A 17227-nucleotide genomic window follows, 5' to 3' on the forward strand; every position below is an offset into this window, starting at 1 on the left:
TTAACAGCTCAAGGCTTTTCATTAACTTTCGCGAAGATGGGCTGCCTTGGTTACTGAAGCGTGAAAGCTGAAGCAGGAAGTGCGGATCGTAATGTTTTTACGTGCGTTGTTGCTTGCGGCTCAGCTCACGAAAATGTAACAGAATAACCATGCGCGTCCGGCAAACCCATACGCACCGTTTGGCATTCCTCGCAGCCCTGTTCGTTTTCGTTCAGGCGCTGGCGCTGGGGCATGCCGCGGCGCATGCCGACCAGCCGCACGATCACTATGGGGTTACTTGCGACCTGACCGCTGTGGCGAGCATTCAAATCGTACTGCCAGATGTGCCGACCAGTCCGTATATTTACGCAATCGAAACCAAGGTCACCGAGCCGCAATTTTCGCAGCCAACATGGACCCGGCCGCCCGGCCGCGCCCCACCGCCGCGAAGTCCGCCTTCCCTTCAGCAATAGCGACCAATTCTGCCGCCTGCGGGTGGCATTCCCTATTGTCTGAAGGACTCCCGGAACATGAAATCCCATATCTCCCGCCGCGTCGTTGCGGCATCGCTAATGCTGGGCGTCAGCCCCCTTGCCTTCGCTCAGGACGCCCCCGAGACACTTGATACGGTCATTGTGACCGGCGTCGGCCCTCAACGGGACACCGACGAAATGGTCGGTAACGTCACCGCGATCAATCGCGGAGAAATCATCGAGAAGCTCTCCGGCACACTCGGCGACACACTGGCTGGAGAAGCCGGTGTGTCCACGACCTTTTTCGGGCAAGGCGCGAGCCGCCCGGTCTTGCGGGGTCTTGGCGCTGAGCGCGTCCTGGTTCTGACGAATGGAATCGGCGCGCTCGATGCCTCTGCCGCCTCGCCGGACCATCAGGTCGCAACTGATGGTATCGACGCCGAGAAGATTGAAATCCTGCGCGGTCCGGCGGCTTTGGCCTATGGCGGCCAGGCAATTGGCGGCGTCGTCAATGTCATTGACGGCCTGATCGTCGAAAGCCTGCCGGATGAACCGGTGTCATTTGAGGGCTTCGCCGCGAACAATAGTGTGAATGAAGGTACAGAGGCGGGCGGAAAGGCACGCTTTGCGACGGGCCCGCTTGTGCTGACACTATCAGCCTCTGCACGTGACTTCGGTGACTACGATATTCCGGGCTTTGCCGAATCTTCTGCTGCACGCGCGGCTGAAGAAGCCGAGCATGAAGAAGAGAGCGAAGAGGAACACGAAGAGCACGAGGAGCATGAAGAAGTCCGCGACACGATGGAAAACTCCTTCCTTCAGTCTGAAACCTACTCAGCCGGCATCTCGTGGGTTGGCGAAGACGCATTCCTCGGCTTCGCCCTGCGTCAGCAAATGTCGAGCTATGGCGTTTCAGGCCACGAACATGATGAGCATGAGGAAGAAGAGCATGAGGAAGAAGAGCACGACGATGAGGACCATGAGGAAGAGGAAAGCCACGAGGCAGAATCCCCGTTTATCGATCTGGAACAGACCCGTTATGATATTCGGGGTGGCGCGAAGCTGGATGCGGGCCCTCTGACCCGTATCTCGGGGAATTTGTCCTATGCTGACTATGAGCATGTCGAATTCGAAGGCCCAGGCGAACCCGGAACGAAGTTCACGACGGAGGGGACGGAAGGACGCTTGGAGCTCGGTCATCAATTTGGTGAGATCGAGGGTGCAGCCGGTGTCCAATTCCTCGATAAGGACTTCAGCGCAGATGGGGACGAAGCCTTCCTGACTCCCACTTCAACGAAGACGTTCGGTGCCTTCGTGTTCGAGACCTTGCAATTGGACGATTATTCGGTTCTGGAAGGGGGGCTTCGCTTCGACAGTACCGAGCTCGACAATGATGTTCAGGGCGAACGGAGCTTCGATCTGTTCAGCGCATCCGCTGGTGGCCACAGGCATGTGGCATCAGGCTGGTGGATCGGCGGTCAGGTCAGCTATACTGAGCGCGCACCAAATGAAAGCGAACTGTTCGCTGATGGTCCACACCTTGCGACGAGCCAATATCAAATCGGTGACTCCTCACTCGACAAGGAGAAAGGCACGAATATCGAAGCCTCGCTCCGCTGGGAAAATGATCTCTTCAGCATCAGCGGCAACGTTTTTCATGCGGACTTCGACGGCTTCATCTATCTGACGCCGGGCGTCGCGATAGAAGATGGACTGGAAGTTGATGAGCTGGATGAACTTCCGGTCTTCCTGTTCCAGCAACAGGGCGCGAAGTTCACGGGTGCAGAGATTGAGGCTGAAGCTCGGTTCCCGGAGGGTCTGCTCGGTGCCAGCTGGGTGACCTCGGCCAGCCTGGATATTGTTGAAGGCGAACTGGATGATGGCAACAACGTGCCTTATCTGCCGCCGCTCACATTCCATGCGGCCCTGGACGCTGATTGGGGTCTCTGGTCTGCTGGCTGGACCCTGACGGCGGCAGCCGACCAGGATGATCCAGGTGCAGGTATTCTGCCTACCGATGGCTATGTCACGACGGGCCTGCGCGCGACAATTGATCTGGCTGAAGCTGGCTTTGGCAAGGATGGCACACAGCTGTTCGTGGAAGGCCGCAACCTGACAGACGAGGAAGTGCGGTATTCGACGTCAGTTCTGAAGGATGCGGTTCCGGCACCGGGCCGCAACATTCGCATGGGGATCAGGGTCTCATTCTAAAACCGGATCAGGCCTGATTTGCCCAAGCGCAAGTCAGGCCGTTTCCTGCCCAAGAAACGCGGAAAGAATCGCCTGATCCACCACCGTGCGCACATGCAGTGGCTCGAATGGCTTCGGGATCAGATAAGAGGGCTCGTTGTCCTGCCCCTGTAGCAACATTTCCGGATAGGCGGTGATGTAGATGACCGGCACTTCGGAATTCATGTTCGCGAAGATTTCCTTCACAGCGTCAATTCCAACGGATCCGTCGGCGAGGCGCAAATCTGACAGGATCAGTCCAAACGTCTGTTCTGCTGCCAGTTCGACCGCCTCGGTCTGCGTCGTTGCAATTCCGACGACTTCATGGCCAGCCTCTTTGACGATCTGCGACAATTGATAGGAAATCATCGACTCGTCTTCGATGATCAGGACAGTTGTACTGACCTCATTGGCGATATTTGTTTCCGCTTCCCTGAGCATGTCTTCGATATCGGTGATCGTCACGGCCAGAATTCGGGCGGCTTCCTGAACGGAAAAGCCCTCCACAACCGTCAACAACAGCGCGCGCCGCTGAAGTGTGGTCATGGCATTCATGATCTTGGCAATACCAGTCTCGTCGGACAGTTCAGAAACGCTCTTGCTGATCGATTTGTCGAGCTCGGCAAACAGGTCTGCCTTCTGGAACTTGAGGTCGGGAGCGACCGAGATCCGGAAGATCAACGACTCGATCATATCCTCAACAGCTTCGTCGCCGTTCTGCTGTTCTCCCATCAGTCCGCGCGCATAGCGCCGCAGATAAGGCAGTTCAGATGATATCAAGTCTGAGAGCATCGCGCTTTCGTCCCCCTTGTTCGATGGCGTCCTAAACTGGACACAACGGATGGCCAACCCGCCTTAACCATCGTGTTCGGCACAAATGCATAACCGAGCCTTAAGAACAATATATGTCGCTGATTCCCGGCGGCGCCCCTCTCGCGTGCTTTTTCTATTATCCACTCGCTAATTCTGCAGTATTTTCAACACAACCCGGATCACAGCGATTGAGTTGTGGGCGCTCCCACAAGCTTGTTGTTCCGAGGCAGCAGGCCCTCACTCAGCGGCGTCCGCGCCTCGCGTTCTGCTGCATTTACTACAGGATGAGCCCCACTCACCAGCATCTGCGTCGCGCAGGGTCAAGTTTTAGCAGTTCCAGCTGTCATTCAAGCGCCTGAGAGAGCCGGTTCATTGCCAACGCGTAAGCCAACAAGAGGTGCGAGCGGGCTCATCCTGGAAGGGTCAACACCATCCGATAGCCTTTGGGGCCCGGACCGTTTTCTAACGTCGCGCCGATCTGGCTGGCTGACGCTTTCATGATGCGCTTACCGAGCCCGCTGGCGGATGTCTTGGCGGCGGTCGATTCCGGGTTTGCGTCGCCATTGTCCTCGCAGGTGATTTCGAGCGTGCCGTCCGCCAGGGACTTGCCGGAAATGGCGACATGGCCGGACTGGCCGTCGACAAAGGCGTGCTTGATCGAATTGGCCACGAACTCGCTGACAATTACAGCGATGGAACTGGCCACCGAGGTCGAGATGGCAACCGGCGATGCGTCGCAGGAAATGCTGACATTGTCTGGCGCGGAATCCTGCAGCAGGCTGGCAATTTCCTTGAGGAAGTCATCCATCATGACGGCATCATCCAGCGGCGAGTCATGCAGCATCTGGTGGAGCGCAGCGGTGGCTTCGATGCGGCGGCCGATGGCGTCAAAGGCGTCAGCCATATCCTCGCCCCGTTCCGCGCGGCCCTTGTAGACCCGCACAAGCGAGGCGACGGATTGGAGGGAGTTCTTGACGCGGTGATCGATCTCGTTGCGCAGGACTTTCTGCTCCCTCAGCGCGAGGCGCAGATCCAGTTCGCGCATCACCTGGCGGGCAAGCGTGTGAAGGGCAGCCTTCTGGAAATCATTCAGCGCATTGGGCTTGTTGTCCAGCACGCAGAGCGTTCCGATTGGCATGCCATTCTTCGCCTTGAGCAGCGCGCCGGCATAGAAGCGCAAGCCATCTGCTGGCATGCAGAGTTCATTGTCGGCCGTGCGGGGATCCTTGTGGGTGTCGTTGATCTCGACAAAATCGGAGCTGAGCACGACGTGCGAGCAGATCGAGGTGACCAGCGGGGTTTCGCGCGCGCCGATGCCGACTTCGGCCTTGAACCATTGGCGGTCTTCATCGATCAGATTGACCACCGAGATCGGCACATTGCAGATCTTCGAGGCCAGTTCCACGATCTCATCGAAGTCCGTCTCGCGCGGCGTATCGAGGATTTCATACTTGCGAAGGGTTTCCAGCCGGAGCGCTTGTTGAGGGTGCGGGGCGGCTTTCATGCAGCAGATATTCCAGTTCGTGTTGCGGGACTGGCACCTACTATAGCCGAAACTTCAAAAAAAACAGCCTTAAGTGCGCCCCGCCGCACCGGGCGGATCGGGGGCCATGCGCCAACAGAGGCGACGCCCGTGAAGGCGCTTGGAGGTCAGGATGGAAATGTCGGGAGGAAAAGGCCGGGTCAGGTGTCCGGCAAAGGCAATATGGCGCCGTACGTGTCCATAACTGGCCCATAAACGGCCCATAAGTGGACGCATCCATCGCGCCATTGTCCGGGCCCTTTCGCGCGGCACACGGCGGGGCTGGCATCCAGCAATTCCCCGCTCAGCGCAGCATGCAGGGCGCGCGACGGCTCCGCCCCCGGCAATGGCGCGCGTTTGCGACCTGACAAATCGTCCGACAGGGCCAGGATGGTCACCCTGCCCCGCGCGTCCACGCCCCACAGCATTTGCGAGCCCGGCCCGCCCGCGCGCCGGAACCATGCCTTCAGGCGCTGGATGCGCCAGAAGATCAATGGCCAGACCGGGTAGAGATACCAGGGCAGGTTCTGAATGGGGGAGAACAGCGAGCAGTCCATCACCGCCTATTCTACATCCGTCCACAGAGGGGGAGGACAAGTTTATTTTCGGGGCAATGCCTGCGGCAGGATGGGCTGATTTGAGGGGGGGGGGACAGGATTGCGCTCCTTCAGCTACCAATCTTGTCATTCCGGAAAATCTGCAGGATTTATCCGGGACCCGGATGCGGGCTTGACCGCAACCAGTCATCCTTCGACTTCGCTCAGGATGAGTCCATCAGGCATCGCCCACCCTATAGCGCTCATGCTGAGCGAAGTCGAAGCATCAGCGCGGGCGGGTCGACGCGGCTCAGCCGGAGGCGCGAAACCCCGCCGCGTGGACACGCCTTACATTCGCTGCAATGCGCGCCTATCTGACTCCCATGCCGCTGCGCCATTCCGGGCGCACCTGTCCGGCAAGTCCCTCTGCAATGACTGTTTCTGCCCGGATCGCCGGCGCCCGGTTTCCTGCGCCGCACCAAATGGCGCAAGCCAAAGGAGACCCTCATGGCCAAAGGTCAGAAGAAGTCGAACAAGGAAATCCGCAAACCGAAAGCGGAAAAGCCCAAGACCAATGCGTCGAACCCGACGCTTAAAGCTGACTCCATGCTGGGCGTCGAGAAGAAGAAGCGCTGACGCCTTCGCCGCAGATCTGAATGCGCGACGGCCGGGCGTATCCTCACGCCTGGCCGCGTGCGCTCAAACGGCTCAGCTAGCGCGACCATCCACGCGCCAGTCCGGGAAGCGGCGAGCCCTTCCGGTGAACATCAGGCAGACTTCATTGCCCGCCGGGTCGCGCAGCCGTGCCTCGCGCCAGCCCCAGGATTCGTCAGTCGGTGGACTGTCAAAGACAAGCCCCTGCGCTTTCAACGCTTCGACATGCGCATCCAGTGCATCGGCGGAGGGATGGTCGAAATAGATCACCGTGCCGGAGCCCGCAGACGCGCCGACCGGCGGGCTGACCGTATGGAGCGACAGGGTCGCGCCGCTGCCATCTGGGCTCTCGAATCGGGCATAGCGCGGCGGAGCCTCCACAATCTGCACCATGCCCAGCGCCTCATAAAAAGCAACGCTGGCGGAGTAATCGAGGCAGGGTATGGTAATCTGGTTGAGGATCATGGACGGGCCTTTCATGCACGGAGTTCGTGATCGGCCTGTCTTGTAATTGCTCAAGTTTGGTTGAGGTCAAGGGCAAGCTTAACCACATCGCTCAGGCATCAACATCATAAGAAGCAGCAATAGGAGTGTGTTTACCTAGAAAGTGTACACTCAAGAGAGTGTGCATGGTTGATGCCCCGGGCGCTCTAAACTACGGCATGTTTCAATTGCGAAGAATGGACGATCACCAATTAAATGAGATTTCAAAGATCAGAAGGGCTTACAGAATCTGAACGAGTTCTCGCTGAATTATGCGATCGTTCGTATTTGAAGCTCTGGACTTATCCGAACCTGTTTAAAGAGCCTGGTAAGGAGTTGATCGATTTGATGATCATTTTCCGAAACAATGTTCTCCTCTTTTCCGACAAGTCGTGCACATATCCGAGGTCCGAAGACGAGTGTTTGAACTGGAATAGGTGGTACAAACGCGCAATCTCGAAGTCTGCCCAGCAAGCTGCGCAGGCTCGGCGCTGGATAACAGAAAGACCAGATCAAGTCTTCCTCGACGCAAAGGCCACCGAACGTGTGCCAGTCTCCTTGCCGTCGCGCGAAAATATGAACGTGCATCTAATCTGCGTAGCAACAGGCGCCTCTGCACGCTGCCAAGAGGCTACGGGGCAACCGTATTTAGGCATAAATTTAACGGCCACTGATGCAGAAATACCGCTGCAAATTGGCACGGTGAGTCGTGCTCATGGCCATCTGCATGTTTTGGACGAAAACTCTCTGAGGTTATTAACAAGCGAACTCGATACTATCAGAGATTTTGTAAACTACTTGGATGCGAAGCGAGACCTCTACGCTGGAGGAAAATTCAAAGCGGCGGGATCGGAAGCAGACCTTCTGGCTTACTACCTTTGGAACGATCGAACTTTCGTCGAAGGTAATGACGAATTTGAACTCGAGAGAGGTTTATGGGCAAGAGTTGAAGCCAATGCCGCCTTTCTAGCGGGCCGGGCACTGAACCTTCAACATCGTATTTGGGACACGTTACTCGAAGTCGCTATTGATGCATATCTAGACGAGGCACTTGAGTATGGAAACGAAGTCGAAATGGAAGACTATGAGTTGCTCGTACGCACGATGGCTTCCGAGAGTCGATTTCGACGACGAATACTCTCCGAGAACATCCTTGAGCGGGCCGCTAGAGCCAGAAATGAGCGAGTCGCGTCTCTGCTTCCCTCGGAGCAAGACGGCGTTTTATACGTATTACTGATCGGGCAAGGAGCACCAACAAATCAATACAATGCCTACCGAGTAGAACGGCTGCAGGAGCTGCAACTTAGGTGCCATGCGGCAAAAGCTGCTTATCCAGAATTTACCGTTATTATTGGCTTCGGCCTAGACGCACTTGGTGTTGAAGGAAGTTCGGAAGACTTCATTTATATGGATACTTCTCTGTGGACAGAGGAAAACCTCGCTCTCGCGCAGCGAATTGGCGCCGAGGCGGGATACTTCCAAGCGGACAATGTCCAAGTACAGAACAATCACGCCGATGAATATCCCGAAATCGAATAAGAAGAACTCTCGACTCTTCCACATTGATCCCCCGAACAGCAGCCCGATCTAAAGCGGAATATTATCGTGCTTTTTCCAGGGGTTTTCCAGCTGCTTGTTGGCCAGGGCCCGGAGGGATTTGGCGATGCGGCGGCGGGTTGAGTGCGGCATGATGATGTCGTCGATATAGCCCTTGCGCGCGGCAACATAGGGGTTTGCGAAATTGTCCTCATACATCTTGGTGTGCGCGGCGATCTTTTCCTCGTCGCCAAGATCCTTGCGGAAGATGATCTCGACCGCGCCCTTGGCGCCCATCACGGCGATCTCGGCCGTCGGCCAAGCATAGTTCACATCGCCGCGCAGATGCTTGGAGCTCATCACGTCATAGGCGCCGCCATAGGCCTTGCGGGTGATGACAGTGACCTTGGGCACGGTGGCCTCGGCATAGGCGAATAGCAGCTTGGCGCCATGCTTGATGAGGCCGCCATATTCCTGCTTGGTGCCCGGCATGAAGCCCGGCACGTCCACGAAGGTGACGACCGGAATGTTGAAACAGTCGCAGAAGCGGACAAAGCGCGACGCCTTGCGGGAGGCGTCAATGTCCAGAACGCCAGCCAGCGTCATTGGCTGGTTGGCGACAAAGCCGACCGTGGAGCCCTCAATGCGGCCGAAACCGCAAAGGATGTTGGCGCCGAATTTCGGGCTGATCTCGAAGAAGTCGCCTTCATCGGCCACTTTCTCGATCAGCTCGCGCATGTCGTAGGGCGAGTTCGGGTTGGGCGGGATCAGCGTGTCGAGGCTGTCTTCCACGCGCTCGGCGGAATCATAAACCGTGCGGACCGGCGGGTCTTCGCGGTTTGATCCGGGCAGGAAGTCGATCAGGCGGCGCATCTGGACCAGCGCCTCGATGTCGTTCTCGAACGCGCCATCGACCACGCCGGACTTGGCCGCATGGACGGATGCCCCGCCGAGGGATTCGTGGGTGACTTCCTCGTTCGTCACGGTCTTCACCACGTCCGGGCCGGTGACGTACATGTAGGACGTGTCCTTCACCATGAAGATGAAGTCGGTCAACGCAGGCGAATAGACGTCGCCGCCGGCGCACGGGCCCATGATGACGGAGATTTGGGGGATCACGCCGGACGAGAGGACGTTTTCCATGAAGATGTCGGCATAGCCGGCAAGGCTGTCGACGCCTTCCTGGATGCGCGCGCCACCCGCATCGAAGATGCCGACCACTGGCGCGCCATTCATCACGGCGGCCTTCTGGACCTTCACAATCTTGGCGGCATGGGTTTTCGACAGGGAGCCGCCGAAGACGGTGAAGTCTTTCGAGAAGACATAGACGAGGCGGCCATTGATGGTGCCCTGGCCGGTGACAACGCCGTCGCCGGGGATCTTCTGCTCATCCATGCCGAAATCGGAGCACTGATGCTCAACGAACATGTCGTATTCTTCGAAGCTGCCTTCATCCAGCAGCACTTCGATACGCTCCCGCGCGCTGAGCTTGCCTTTGGCGTGCTGGCGTTCGATTCTTGCAGCGCCACCGCCCTGACGGGCCTCTTCGCGTTTGGCTTCCAGCGCTTCGATCACGTCCTTCATGGGGCTCTCCCGGCCTTCTGTTTCTGTTTGCTCCCCCGTGATTATACGGCAGCGCAACAAAGGCAAGTGCGGCGTTAGGCCCTTGAAAACGCAAACGCCCCGGATGTCTGGTCCGGGGCGCCGCGGCAGGGCGATCATTCTGGTCGGCCCGCCGCCAGGGGTGCCGTTGCGTCAGTAGCCGTAGCGGCTGTGGCCGTTCTGGCCGCGATTGCGCGCCTGACCCGTTTGCGGAATACCGTCGAGCCGGGCGACCTGTCCCCGCCGAACGAGACAGGTGACGTCGCGTTCCCGCTCGCGGCGGCGGTTCTCGAATTCCACATCATCAAAGCGGATGCGGAAGCCGTTCGGGCCGATCTGCTGGATTCGGCGGTCATCATCGAAATCGACATCGTGGAAGCCGGCGCGCCATGCCGTGCGACTGATCGCGGCGCGGCAGGCCTGAACGGCGTTGCGACGCAGCTGGCGTTCCTGCCGGAGCGACTGGCCCCATTGATTGGCGCGATACCGGCCATGACGGCCCGTCGGGGCATTGTGGCCGATTTGGATCGACAGGCCTGTCGCGCCAAGCCGGGTCTCAAGTTGGGCGATGCTGCCCCGGGCCGGGTCGGCCATTGCGGGGGCGGCGATGAGGGCGGACGCAGCAAGGGCAACGGCAGCCACTCGGACATTCATGATTTTCTTCATCATGTGCCGAGCAGACCACGCGCCACAGGAACACGGCCTGAGCGCGGCGTTCATCGCAGGTTTCGCTGCGGTTCATCTTCGTTCAACTGCGGGTGCGCGCTGTTGCGCAGGGCGATCAGCCGAGGCCGACGAGCCAGGTTTCCAGCGCCTTGGCCTCGATCCGGCGCAGCGCCGTGGCGGCCTTGGCTTCATCATCCTCGCCCCAGTGCTGAGCCTGCCAGGCCTCGTCAATGCGGGCGACCTCGAACGCGTCGGTCGCCGTCAGTTCGCCTTCAACCACGGCCATGGCCAGCACAGCAGACCCGTAAAGGCCGCATCCGAACAGAAGGCCTGTCAGGGCAAAGTCATCAAGACCGAGCGCATAGGTCCGCGCCGCTTCCAGCGAAGCATCCGGCTGGGGCGAGGCAATGATGCCTTCGACCGGCACGAGGATCACGTCCAGCGCCTGCCCGGCCCAGGCGCGCAGTGGGGCCCAATGGGCCTCTTCCAGCTCGGCCAGTTCCTCAGGCTCCTCGGCGATGTGGCAGACCAGATCGGTCTCGCAATAGCGGGCCAGTTCATCCGCCATCTCGTAACGGGTCTCCGGCACACGATCGATCGCAACATTGGCAAGCCGCGTGAGGTGCATCGACATCAGGTCGATCTCTGCGTCCTGCGCATTCCATTCAGCGGCAACCGCCTTGGCCAGCTTTTCGGTCGGCAGCTTCAGGGCGACGCGCGCAGGCGTCTTGATGGAGCGGCCATCCAGTTCCACGGTCCAGCCGCCGGGGATCTGCTCCGGCTTGGCACTCTCGTAGAAGCGTTTCGGCTTTGGGGTCTCTTGGGTCTCGGTCTCGTCAGTCATGGCCGGGCATGTACGCCCATGAGGGCGGGTTTCCAAGAGGGGAAGTGCTGCAGGATCGATTGGCCGATTGTGATTCAAAAACGCTCAGCAAGCGATGGTAAGACAAGAAAGCATGCGAGCATGATACCGATCCATATGCCCTGCTCCATCCGGCTGCGCGAACCAACGTTTCGGAAAATCGAGGCAAGGACCAAGCCATTAGGCACCACTAGCGACCAGACAGGCACCTCGTAATACAAAAGCCAGTTCGCGTTGCAAAAGCCCCAAAGACCGACAATCCAACCTCGTTGTGACCATCTTCGTTGGACTTCCCGTGATACGCCACGAAGCTTGAGAGCCACGAGCGAGACTATTGCCAATCCGGGAAGCAACACCAACCAACGCGCCCCATCCAGCCGCGTTGACAGGGCCACGAACACCGCAAACACCAGCCCCCAAGGCAGCCAGGCACTTTGCCACGTAACCTTACCGGTCGCCGCACGATTGTATTGCGTCCGCATGTCATCTGTCATGGACGGACTGTTCAGCACAGCACCGTTCAACCCGAATTCAGGAGGTCGCGTTCGTTCCATGCGAGAACGCTAAACCGCAACCTTCAAGAGATCAACACTCCCTACAGGGTTGATGGCGTCGGATCAAACGCCAGCAGGCTTTTGCGGAGCGTGTCGAGCTCATGGTGGATTTCGTGGGCGCCGACTTCTTCGAGTTCGTGGGCGGCGCCGAAGCCCCAGCTAACGCCGTGCGTGTAGACGCCTGCCGCGCGGCCCATGGAAATGTCGTGGATGGCATCGCCGATCATGAGGCGTTCATGTGGCGCGCAGCCCAGCGCGCCCATAGCCTGTTCCACCATGTGCGAAAGCTGGAACCTACGTATAGGTCGCGCAAGCAGAGGTACTGGCTAATCTAAGTTCAAAGATGGACAGCCGGACACAAGCCCTCCTTGGCAGCTATTCGCCGAAAATAGACATCCGCCATGCAGTCAAATAGGGTATCGGAACAGTTCTCGGGGGATTCACAAAATGTTTAGCTGGCGAATGCTGCTGGCCGTTTTTGCGCTGGTCTTTGTCGCCTGCCAGCAACGTTCTGACACAATTGTTTCCGCACCTGCCTGCAATGGTACCGCCGAAGAGGCCACGGCTTGCATAGAGAAAAAGGTTCAAAGTTGGCGTGCGTCCGCTGATATGTCCGACGCTGATTCAACATACAAATTGTTCAAAGCCGCTTGTGAAGTGGACGATCCCGACGGATGCTGGATGCTGGGCCGGGCCCTTCAAGGCGACGGATTCCTGTCAGAGGATATGCAGCAAATCGGTAGCTTCAAACAGGATCGCCTCGATCCAGAACGGGGGGCAATGATGATCCAGAAATCCTGCGAACTAGGATCAGGGTACGGTTGCTTGAATCATGCCGCAAGTCTGGCGGTCGAGGTTCACTGGAATCCGGAAGGGCTTCAGAAAGCCGATCTAGAAAAGGTTATGGATAGCTTTTACCGCTCCTGTGAGCTGGGCTTCGTAACCGGGTGTGGCGGTTACTTCGATTTATCCGTCTCCATGCAACCTTCACCAGATATTGAGAAAGAAAAGTACGCTGCGCAGGAGCTTTGCGACAACAAGATCGGAAGCGGGTGCCACCTTCTCGGCGTTTACATCATGCAGGAAGCCCTAGATGAGGGTGGGCATAAACTCGCATTGCCGCTGTGGAAGCAGGGTTGTGAATACGGATACGAAGATGCGTGTCGTGCATACGCAGGCAACATGGGCCATTTTGGGATCGACGCTGAGTATGAATGGGCTATCCGAACTGCGTGTGAATTTGGTTTCCACACGGGTGATTGGGGGACCGTAGACAGTGTCAATTATCCACCATTTCGTTCATTAGATTCTGGATCAGAGGATTGATATACGATCTCACGGCTAAACGCGGTTATGCACCGGACAGGTTCCTAGTTTTGTGAGACTTCTGGCTCAAACGCCAGCAGGCTTTTGCGGAGCGTGTCGAACTCATGGTGGATTTCGTGGGCGCCGACTTCTTCGAGTTCGTGGGCGGCGCCGAAGCCCCAGCTAACGCCGTGCGTGTAGACGCCTGCCGCGCGGCCCATGGAAATGTCGTGGATGGCATCGCCGATCATCAGGCTTTCATGCGGCGCGCAGCCGAGTGCGCCCATTGCCTGTTCCACCATGTGCGGATGCGGCTTGCCGGGGCCGTCATCGGCGCACCAGACCGTATCGAAGAAAGACTCGATGGCGTGCGCATCGAACAGGCTGCGGATGCCCTTATGGGTCTTGCCGGTCGCCATGGCGATCAGCCAGCCTTCGGAGCGGAGCATTTCCAGCGTTTCCAGTGCGCCGTCATAGAGCGGCTGAGTGAAGTCCGGCCGGGCGCGGGCGCGAACCCAGCAGTCCCGGTAATCATTGACCAGCCGGTCGATTTCGGCGGCATTGGCCTCCGGCGCGAGTTGGCCGCAGGCCTCGTGCAGGCTGAGCCCGACAATCCGGCGCGTCGCATCATATTCCGGCGGCGTCAGGGCAGACATCCGGAAGGTCTCCACCATGATTTCATGGATCGACTCACGACTGTCGACGAGTGTTCCGTCTACGTCCCATATGGCAAGCTTCAATCCCGACATCAGATAAACGGTGCCAGCGGGTCCTTGCCCGCCTCCTGTTCGAGGAAGCCGAGGGATTCAAATGTCTGTTTCATGTGGGGCGGCAGCGGCGCGACGATCTTGATCGGCTTGCCGTTCTGGCGCGGAATGATGAGCGCGCGCGCATGAAGGTGCATGCCGGGCGCGAGGCCCTGCGGCACTTCCCGGCGGCTCTGGTATTTGAAGTCGCCGAGGATGGATGTGTTCATTTCCAGCATGTGGAAGCGCAGCTGGTGCATGCGGCCGGTCTCCGGCTTCAGCGCGACCCAGGCGGCCTTCTGGCCAGCCGTGGAGATCACCGCATAATCCGTGATCGAATGACGCGCGCCCTCAACGCCCTGCGCCGAGCGGAACATGCGCTCGCGGTCCGCGTCGCGGCGGCCACGGGCCTTCGGATGGATGACGCGGTAGCCGTCTTCCTCGTTCTCGTCTTCGATCCCCTTCACCATCCAGCAACGGATCTGGCCAAAGGGCGGGTTCGGCACGCCGACGGTGATGGCCCAATAGACCTTGCTCATGTCGCGGCTGCGGAACTTCTCCGACAGCTGCGCGGCGGCCTTGGGGTATTTGGCGAGCAGCAGTACGCCGCTCGTATCCTTGTCGAGCCGGTGGACGAGGACCGGGCGATGCTCGCCATCGCCGAGCGCGGCCAGCATGCCATCAATATGGCGGCCCTGCCCCGATCCGCCCTGCACGGCGATGCCAGCGGGCTTGTTGATGGCAATCATCTCGTCGTCTTCATACAGGATGAGGTCGCGGATGAATTGGCGGTCTTCCTCGGAGACGCGCTCGGCCTTTTTCTGGGCCGGACGGGTTGCGTCGGCATCCATGATCGGCAGGCGCACCTGCTGGCCGGTCTCAAGGCGCGTATTGGCCTTGGCCCGCGAGCCATCGACGCGGATCTGCCCCGTGCGGAGCATCTTCTCGATCTGGCCCTGCGTGACCGGCACGCGGCGCTTGACCCAGCGATCAAGCCGGGTGCCGGATTCCTTGTCGGAAACCGTTTCAGTGACAATCTGGCCGCTCATGCGAATACCTTCCGGGCAATCCAAAGTCCTATGAACAGCGCGATCACGCCCAGTACCAATGAGAGCCCCGCATAGGTGCCTGCCTTCAGGGTTTCGCCCTTGCGCAGGAATTCCGCCACTTCCAGCGAGAATGCCGAGAAGGTGGTGAAGCCGCCGAGCACACCCGTCGCCAGGAACAGCCGGGTCGTCTGGTGCAGCCCTTCGGCCTTGAGCGCCAGCCAACCGACCAAGAGGCCCATCAGCAGGCTGCCCAGCAGATTGACGGCAAATGTGCCATGCGGCCAGCCAGCCGGCAGGTGGCGCACGGCCATCAGGCCGACCCCATGCCGGAGCGACGCGCCAATGGCGCCGCCTGCTGCAACTGCGAGAAATCCGTTCATGGCGGCCTTCTAGCTTCAACCGGCCCGCTTAGCCAGTGCCGCATGACTCTGGCGCGGAAACGATTGCAGCTTGACTAAGGACCCCGGACCCGCCGAATGTTAGCGCTAAAATAAAGAATATCGTAGGGAGCCAATCATGAAAAACCGTATCGCCGCGAGCCTTGCCGGCCTTTTGTTCTGCATGGGATCAGCCGCCGCCCAGGCCACACTTGATGTGGATCTCGACGCCCCGACCCACACAATCGCGCCGGAAATCTACGGCCAGTTCCTCGAACATGTCGGCACCCAGCCCTATGGCGGGATCTGGGTAGGCCCCGACAGTGACATCCCCAATACCGATGGCATTCGCGATGATGTCTTCGACGCCCTGAAGGCGCTGGACGTGCCGGTCGTGCGCTGGCCAGGCGGCTGCTTCGCCGATCTCTATCATTGGCGCGATGGCATTGGCCCTCAGGCTGACCGCCCGGCACGGGTCAACATGGTCTGGGGCGGCACGCCGGAAAGCAATGAATTCGGCACGCATGAATTCTTCAATTTCGCCGAACGGCTGGGCGCCAAGACCTATCTCAATCTGAACCTCGGCACGGGAACGGCCAAGGAAGGCGCTGACTGGCTGGAATATATCACGGCCGAAACGGGCGACCGCGCCGAAGAGCGCCGCGCGAACGGCCGCGATACGCCCTGGACAGTCGACTATCTGTCCATCGGAAACGAGACCTGGGGCTGCGGCGGGGCCATCACGGCGGGCGCTTATGCCGATCTCTACGCGCAATTTGCGAGCTTTGCGAAGACGGCCGGCGACCAGCCGGTGCGCATCATCTCCGGCGCGCATGACGCAAACCCGGAATATGCCGACACAATCCTGGAGCATCCCTATATCGCCGATCTGGCCGAAGGCATTTCGCTGCATGTCTACACCCTGCCCACCGGCAACTGGGGCAAGAAGGGCGCCGCGACCGGCTTCCCGGAGGCGGAATGGGCCTCGACGATGAAGCGTACCCTGCGCATGGCGGACGTGATCGAGGAGCAGAAGGCCATCCTTGAGAAACATGACCTGCCCGCCGAGACCTTTGGTCTCTATGTGGACGAATGGGGCATGTGGGTGGACCAGGATGAGGCGACCGATCCGCCCGCGCTTTACCAGCAGGGCAGCATTCGTGACGCCATCGTCGCCGGTCTGAACCTCAACCTGTTCCATGCGCATGCCGACGTCGTGAAGATGACGAACATTGCCCAGATGGTGAATGTCCTGCAGGCGATGATCCTGACCGACGGGCCGGACATGGTGCTGACGCCCACCTATCATGTGTTCGACATGTACCAGCCCTTCATGGGCGCCGAAGCGCTTGAAATGAATCTTCAGTCACCGGACTATGTGTTTGGGGATGTTACGGTTCCGGCCATCAGCGCCAGCGCCGCGCGGACGGAGGACGGCCGCATCGTGCTGGCCCTGGTGAATGCGTCTGCCCATGACGACCATCTGGTCGATGCGAGCGCTTTCGGCGCCAGCAAGGCCACCGGCCGCATCCTGCAGGGAGAGGAGATGGATTCCCACAACACGTTCGACGCGCCGGACCGGGTGCAGCCGGCCCCCTATATCGTGGACGGCACTGCGGACGATCTCGTCCTCTCCATTCCGGCGCGCTCCGTCGTGGTGGTGACACTCGACTAGGGCCCGGTTGAAATCGCCGCTGCGCCCTCTTGCGCGGCGGCCATTTCCGGCTCAGATACATGGACGGTCGCGGGTGTAGCTCAATGGTAGAGCAGCAGCTTCCCAAGCTGACGACGAGGGTTCGATTCCCTTCACCCGCTCCAATGAAGAAAGCCGGCCCCTGAAG

The 17227-nt window shown here is 59.2% G+C and carries 18 protein-coding genes and 1 tRNA gene; 7 read left to right on the forward strand and 12 right to left on the reverse strand.

The window, feature by feature from the left end; genetic code table 11:
• The first annotated feature begins 149 nt into the window (after nt 1–149).
• Both CFA77_RS11415 and CFA77_RS11420 read left to right on the forward strand, forming a co-directional pair.
• On the forward strand, nt 150–452 hold the full coding sequence (locus CFA77_RS11415; protein ID WP_206990800.1) for a hypothetical protein: 303 nt from the start codon (nt 150–152) through the stop codon (nt 450–452).
• 57 nt (nt 453–509) lie between these two features.
• Nucleotides 510–2663 carry a TonB-dependent receptor gene (locus CFA77_RS11420; RefSeq protein WP_206990801.1) on the forward strand — a complete coding sequence of 718 codons (2154 nt, stop codon included), beginning with the start codon at nt 510–512 and terminating at the stop codon, nt 2661–2663.
• Nucleotides 2664–2696: 33 nt separating this feature from the next.
• Here the strand turns inward: CFA77_RS11420 and CFA77_RS11425 are convergent, their stop codons facing one another.
• The 3 genes from CFA77_RS11425 to CFA77_RS11435 all read right to left on the reverse strand — a co-directional run bounded on the left by CFA77_RS11425 (nt 2697) and on the right by CFA77_RS11435 (nt 5573).
• On the reverse strand, nt 2697–3473 hold the full coding sequence (locus CFA77_RS11425; RefSeq protein WP_206990802.1) for a PhyR family response regulator anti-anti-sigma factor: 777 nt from the start codon (nt 3471–3473) through the stop codon (nt 2697–2699).
• A 430-nt stretch (nt 3474–3903) separates the two neighbouring features.
• On the reverse strand, nt 3904–4998 hold the full coding sequence (locus CFA77_RS11430; RefSeq protein WP_206990803.1) for a histidine kinase dimerization/phosphoacceptor domain -containing protein: 1095 nt from the start codon (nt 4996–4998) through the stop codon (nt 3904–3906).
• 179 nt (nt 4999–5177) lie between these two features.
• Complete coding sequence (locus CFA77_RS11435; RefSeq protein WP_206990804.1) at nt 5178–5573, reverse strand: hypothetical protein; 396 nt, start codon at nt 5571–5573, stop codon at nt 5178–5180.
• Nucleotides 5574–6059: 486 nt separating this feature from the next.
• Here CFA77_RS11435 and CFA77_RS17205 point away from each other — a divergent pair, with 486 nt between their 5' ends.
• Entirely contained in the window at nt 6060–6188 is a 129-nt protein-coding gene (locus CFA77_RS17205) for a hypothetical protein (protein ID WP_255341991.1), read from the forward strand.
• 72 nt (nt 6189–6260) lie between these two features.
• Here the strand turns inward: CFA77_RS17205 and CFA77_RS11440 are convergent, their stop codons facing one another.
• The gene (locus CFA77_RS11440; RefSeq protein WP_206990805.1) at nt 6261–6671 is read right to left on the reverse strand and encodes a VOC family protein; all 411 of its coding nucleotides are present in this window, start codon (nt 6669–6671) and stop codon (nt 6261–6263) included.
• A gap of 306 nt (nt 6672–6977) precedes the next feature.
• Between CFA77_RS11440 and CFA77_RS11445 the strand changes: the two genes are divergently transcribed.
• Nucleotides 6978–8228 carry a hypothetical protein gene (locus CFA77_RS11445; protein WP_206990806.1) on the forward strand — a complete coding sequence of 417 codons (1251 nt, stop codon included), beginning with the start codon at nt 6978–6980 and terminating at the stop codon, nt 8226–8228.
• A 48-nt stretch (nt 8229–8276) separates the two neighbouring features.
• Here CFA77_RS11445 and CFA77_RS11450 read toward each other — a convergent pair whose 3' ends face one another.
• The 5 genes from CFA77_RS11450 to CFA77_RS11470 form a co-directional block, all read right to left on the reverse strand.
• Nucleotides 8277–9809: an acyl-CoA carboxylase subunit beta gene (locus tag CFA77_RS11450; RefSeq protein WP_034811521.1), complete on the reverse strand. Its 1533-nt coding sequence runs from the start codon at nt 9807–9809 to the stop codon at nt 8277–8279.
• A 171-nt stretch (nt 9810–9980) separates the two neighbouring features.
• Nucleotides 9981–10496 carry a hypothetical protein gene (locus CFA77_RS11455; RefSeq protein WP_206990807.1) on the reverse strand — a complete coding sequence of 172 codons (516 nt, stop codon included), beginning with the start codon at nt 10494–10496 and terminating at the stop codon, nt 9981–9983.
• Between the two features lie 112 nt (nt 10497–10608).
• Nucleotides 10609–11337 carry an ATP12 family chaperone protein gene (locus CFA77_RS11460; RefSeq protein WP_206990808.1) on the reverse strand — a complete coding sequence of 243 codons (729 nt, stop codon included), beginning with the start codon at nt 11335–11337 and terminating at the stop codon, nt 10609–10611.
• Between the two features lie 74 nt (nt 11338–11411).
• Nucleotides 11412–11849, reverse strand: a complete 438-nt coding sequence (locus tag CFA77_RS11465) for a hypothetical protein (RefSeq protein ID WP_206990809.1) — start codon at nt 11847–11849, stop codon at nt 11412–11414.
• 101 nt (nt 11850–11950) lie between these two features.
• On the reverse strand, nt 11951–12187 hold the full coding sequence (locus CFA77_RS11470) for an HAD family hydrolase (protein ID WP_206990810.1): 237 nt from the start codon (nt 12185–12187) through the stop codon (nt 11951–11953).
• 169 nt (nt 12188–12356) lie between these two features.
• Here CFA77_RS11470 and CFA77_RS11475 point away from each other — a divergent pair, with 169 nt between their 5' ends.
• The gene (locus CFA77_RS11475) at nt 12357–13235 is read left to right on the forward strand and encodes a hypothetical protein (protein ID WP_206990811.1); all 879 of its coding nucleotides are present in this window, start codon (nt 12357–12359) and stop codon (nt 13233–13235) included.
• Between the two features lie 44 nt (nt 13236–13279).
• On the opposite strand, the gene CFA77_RS11480 is transcribed toward CFA77_RS11475, so the two are convergent.
• The 3 genes from CFA77_RS11480 to crcB are packed head-to-tail and all read right to left on the reverse strand — an operon-like array spanning nt 13280 to nt 15389.
• Nucleotides 13280–13963, reverse strand: a complete 684-nt coding sequence (locus CFA77_RS11480) for an HAD-IA family hydrolase (RefSeq protein ID WP_206990812.1) — start codon at nt 13961–13963, stop codon at nt 13280–13282.
• Nucleotides 13963–15009, reverse strand: a complete 1047-nt coding sequence (locus CFA77_RS11485) for an RluA family pseudouridine synthase (RefSeq protein WP_206990813.1) — start codon at nt 15007–15009, stop codon at nt 13963–13965. The genes CFA77_RS11480 and CFA77_RS11485 overlap by 1 nt, the downstream gene beginning before the upstream one ends.
• A complete protein-coding gene (gene crcB, locus CFA77_RS11490; RefSeq protein WP_206990814.1) occupies nt 15006–15389 on the reverse strand; it encodes a fluoride efflux transporter CrcB in 384 nt (127 codons plus the stop codon). Before crcB ends, CFA77_RS11485 begins: the two co-directional genes overlap by 4 nt.
• A 136-nt stretch (nt 15390–15525) precedes the next feature.
• On the opposite strand from crcB, the gene CFA77_RS11495 reads away from it, so the two are divergent.
• On the forward strand, nt 15526–17061 hold the full coding sequence (locus CFA77_RS11495) for an alpha-N-arabinofuranosidase (protein WP_206990815.1): 1536 nt from the start codon (nt 15526–15528) through the stop codon (nt 17059–17061).
• Nucleotides 17062–17130: 69 nt separating this feature from the next.
• Nucleotides 17131–17204, forward strand: a tRNA-Gly gene (locus tag CFA77_RS11500).
• Nucleotides 17205–17227 lie beyond the last annotated feature (23 nt).

Origin of the sequence: Hyphomonas sp. KY3 (genome assembly GCF_017309975.1) — a bacterium.
GTDB lineage: Bacteria > Pseudomonadota > Alphaproteobacteria > Caulobacterales > Hyphomonadaceae > Hyphomonas.

Coding starts and splice junctions, on each gene's coding strand:
- CFA77_RS11440 (WP_206990805.1), bottom strand. CDS start 6,671: ATGATCCTCAACCAGATTACCATACCCTGCCTCGATTACTCCGCCAGC.
- CFA77_RS17205 (WP_255341991.1), top strand. CDS start 6,060: ATGGCCAAAGGTCAGAAGAAGTCGAACAAGGAAATCCGCAAACCGAAA.
- CFA77_RS11450 (WP_034811521.1), bottom strand. CDS start 9,809: ATGAAGGACGTGATCGAAGCGCTGGAAGCCAAACGCGAAGAGGCCCGT.
- CFA77_RS11470 (WP_206990810.1), bottom strand. CDS start 12,187: ATGGTGGAACAGGCTATGGGCGCGCTGGGCTGCGCGCCACATGAACGC.
- CFA77_RS11485 (WP_206990813.1), bottom strand. CDS start 15,009: ATGAGCGGCCAGATTGTCACTGAAACGGTTTCCGACAAGGAATCCGGC.
- CFA77_RS11415 (WP_206990800.1), top strand. CDS start 150: ATGCGCGTCCGGCAAACCCATACGCACCGTTTGGCATTCCTCGCAGCC.
- crcB (WP_206990814.1), bottom strand. CDS start 15,389: ATGAACGGATTTCTCGCAGTTGCAGCAGGCGGCGCCATTGGCGCGTCG.
- CFA77_RS11455 (WP_206990807.1), bottom strand. CDS start 10,496: ATGATGAAGAAAATCATGAATGTCCGAGTGGCTGCCGTTGCCCTTGCT.
- CFA77_RS11495 (WP_206990815.1), top strand. CDS start 15,526: ATGAAAAACCGTATCGCCGCGAGCCTTGCCGGCCTTTTGTTCTGCATG.
- CFA77_RS11425 (WP_206990802.1), bottom strand. CDS start 3,473: ATGCTCTCAGACTTGATATCATCTGAACTGCCTTATCTGCGGCGCTAT.
- CFA77_RS11420 (WP_206990801.1), top strand. CDS start 510: ATGAAATCCCATATCTCCCGCCGCGTCGTTGCGGCATCGCTAATGCTG.
- CFA77_RS11430 (WP_206990803.1), bottom strand. CDS start 4,998: ATGAAAGCCGCCCCGCACCCTCAACAAGCGCTCCGGCTGGAAACCCTT.
- CFA77_RS11475 (WP_206990811.1), top strand. CDS start 12,357: ATGTTTAGCTGGCGAATGCTGCTGGCCGTTTTTGCGCTGGTCTTTGTC.
- CFA77_RS11435 (WP_206990804.1), bottom strand. CDS start 5,573: ATGGACTGCTCGCTGTTCTCCCCCATTCAGAACCTGCCCTGGTATCTC.
- CFA77_RS11465 (WP_206990809.1), bottom strand. CDS start 11,849: ATGACAGATGACATGCGGACGCAATACAATCGTGCGGCGACCGGTAAG.
- CFA77_RS11460 (WP_206990808.1), bottom strand. CDS start 11,337: ATGACTGACGAGACCGAGACCCAAGAGACCCCAAAGCCGAAACGCTTC.
- CFA77_RS11480 (WP_206990812.1), bottom strand. CDS start 13,963: ATGTCGGGATTGAAGCTTGCCATATGGGACGTAGACGGAACACTCGTC.